The sequence below is a fragment of the Craterilacuibacter sp. genome (genome assembly GCF_051659485.1).
GTDB lineage: Bacteria > Pseudomonadota > Gammaproteobacteria > Burkholderiales > Chromobacteriaceae > Craterilacuibacter.
The window spans coordinates 1-2,708 of sequence record NZ_JBOFOO010000377.1 but is presented as its reverse complement, the minus strand read 5'-3'; the positions used below and the strand labels follow the sequence as shown (position 1 = coordinate 2,708).

General features: G+C 52.6%; 2 protein-coding genes and 1 rRNA gene. 1 reads left to right on the top strand and 2 read right to left on the bottom strand.

What is annotated here, in order from left to right:
• Window positions 1-88: ribosomal RNA gene (gene rrf / locus ACRC1E_RS12970) — 5S ribosomal RNA — on the top strand; the annotation flags it as partial.
• Between the two features lie 109 nt (window positions 89-197).
• On the opposite strand, the gene ntrC is transcribed toward rrf, so the two are convergent.
• Window positions 198-1,619: a nitrogen regulation protein NR(I) gene (gene ntrC / locus ACRC1E_RS12965; protein WP_438515507.1), complete on the bottom strand. Its 1,422-nt coding sequence runs from the start codon at window positions 1,617-1,619 to the stop codon at window positions 198-200.
• A partial coding sequence (glnL, locus tag ACRC1E_RS12960) for a nitrogen regulation protein NR(II) (RefSeq protein ID WP_438515506.1) occupies window positions 1,612-2,708 on the bottom strand: 1,097 nt, incomplete at its 5' end. The genes ntrC and glnL, both read right to left, overlap by 8 nt.

Genomic DNA, 2,708 nt, shown 5'->3' with positions numbered 1-2,708 from the left:
CGCCTTCCCATCCCGAACAGGACCGTGAAACACCTTAGCGCCGATGATAGTGTGGCATTCGCCATGTGAAAGTAGGACACCGCCAGACGCCCCATTAGAAACCCCCCAACCAGCAATGGTTGGGGGGTTTTGCGTTTGGAATCGTTATCGTTGGTGAGATTTAAGTGAGCGCTATGCGCCCTCTTAAATCTCAAGGCTTACTCCAAACCCAGTTCCTGAATTTTGCGGGTCAAGGTGTTGCGACCCCATCCCAAAATTTGAGCAGCCTCAACTTTTCGCCCTCCAGTACATGCAAGACCTGCGCGGATACAGCTTTCTTCAAAGCGGTGAGTCAGTTCATCAATGATGCCGGTTTCTCCAGCTTTAAGCCTGCGGATGACTTCTTCCGATAGCTCAATTGTCCAGTCAGTAGATTTCCCGGATATTGATTGGGTACTATTGTCAGGAGCGTGCTCTAGCGCCAAGAGATTGCGCAGTTCGGGAGGAAGGTCGCAGATATCGACTGTTTGCCCAGGAGCCATCACCGTAATCCATTGGCACAGGTTTTCAAGCTCACGGACATTGCCCATAAATGGTGCATGGGTAATGATTTCCATCGCTGTATCGGTCAGGCGCTTGCTTTCGACGCCTAGGCTGAGTGCACTTTTGGCAAGGAAATGGCGTACCAGTAATGGAATGTCTTCACTGCGCTCGCGTAGTGCTGGTAGGCGTAGGCGGATGACGTTAAGGCGGTGGTACAGGTCTTCGCGGAATTGTCCTAGGCGTACCCGCTCCTCCAGATTTTGATGGGTGGCGGCAATCACGCGTACATTGGCCTTGATTGGTGTATGTCCGCCTACACGGTAGAAATGGCCATCGGACAATACGCGCAGCAGGCGTGTCTGCATTTCGGTTGGCATGTCCCCGATTTCGTCCAGAAACAGGGTGCCGGCTTCGGCTTCTTCAAAGCGACCACGCCGGGTGGACAGTGCACCCGTAAATGCGCCCTTTTCGTGGCCAAACAGTTCCGATTCTAGTAAGTCTCGCGGTATGGCTGCGGTGTTAATGGCGATAAATGGTTTGCTGCTGCGTATTGAGTGGCGATGTAGTGCTTCTGCTACGCGCTCTTTGCCTGTGCCGGATTCTCCTGTAATCAGCACCGTGACATTGGACTGTGATAATCGTCCAATGGCGCGGAAGACGTCCTGCATTGCTGGCGCTTGTCCTAATAATGCGGGCAGTTCGTTATGCGGATGAATGAGCCCGCCCTCGATACGGTTATCTGCCAATGCCCGTTCTATCAGTTGTACGGCTTGATCAATGTCGAAAGGCTTGGGCAGATATTCAAAGGCACCACCTTGAAAGGCTGCGACTGCGGAATCCAGATCCGAATGTGCAGTCATGATGATGACAGGTAGCTGAGGGTGCTCGGCTTTGAGTTTGGCTAGAAATTTGAGGCCATCCGTACCCGGCATACGTATATCACTGATAATGGCCTGTGGCACGCTGTCATACAACGCATTGAGTGCATCATCGGCATTGGTAAAACTCCGAAAGCCAATATCGACTCGAGTCAGTGCTTTTTCCAGTACCCAACGAATGGCTTTGTCATCATCTATGATCCATACCGGCTTATCCATTAAGGCTCCTTTTTCCATTATTTTCTGCTGCATCGTATTCGGAGCCAAAAGGTATGGCTACGGTGAAACAGGTATGTCCCGGTCTCGAGTCGAATGTTATGGTACCTCCATGCTGGTGCACGAAAGTCTGTGCCAAGGTTAGTCCCAGTCCTGTCCCCTCTGCCCTGCCTGTGACCAGAGGGTAAAATACGTGGTCGCGTATTTCCTCTGGGATGCCCGGACCGTTATCGATGATCTGCAGTGCTAGTGCCAAGTTGTAGCGTCTGCGTGCCAGGGTGACCTGGCGGCTGATGCGCGTTTTTAGGATGATCTCGCCTTGGCCTTTGAGTGCCTGTGCCGCATTACGGACGATATTGAGTACGATCTGTATCAACTGGGTCTTGTCTGCGATCAGGGTCGGCAGGCTGATATCGTAATCGCGCCGGATGGTCAGGCTGGGGTGAAATTCAGCCAGAACGATACTGCGTACCCGCTCAAGAACCTCGTGGATATTGATTTCACTAGCGATATGACGCTTGTGAGGGAGCAGCATGCGGTCGACTAGGGACTGTAGGCGCAGAGCTTCTTCGCGAATTACACCGGTGTACTCCAGAAGCTCTGGCCGGTCGGCAAGCTCATGTTCCAATAGTTGTGCGGCGCCACGAATACCGCCCAGAGGATTCTTGATTTCGTGAGCAAGGTTGCGGATTAACTCTCGGTTGGCATGTTGTTGCAGTAGCAGGCGCTCTTCGTTGGCAATTTTTTTTTGCTGATCGATAGGGCGTAGTTCAACCAGAGCCCTACGGCCTTCAGTATCGATAGGGGTAATGGTCAAACCGATATGCAACGATTGCTCGTTGCGTAATAGTAGCGCTAGGTCATGCTCTATAAAGCTGGCTTGGTGCTTGAGTGCGCTTTGTAGCGCATGGCGCATGGAGCGTGGATCGTGTAGCAGGTCGAACAGGCTATGTCGCGTCAGTTCGCGCTGCCCTACGCCGAACAGGCTCTCACAGGGCGGATTGGCATAGACGATATCGCTGTCGTGCTCGACCACCAGTACCGGGGTGTCGAGCAGTTCAAGTCCACAGAAGTTTGAGTCAGGCATGACAT

Bases quoted from the DNA above. Each gene is read 5' to 3' on its own strand.
- ntrC (WP_438515507.1), bottom strand. From the start codon at position 1,619: ATGGATAAGCCGGTATGGATCATAGATGATGACAAAGCCATTCGTTGG.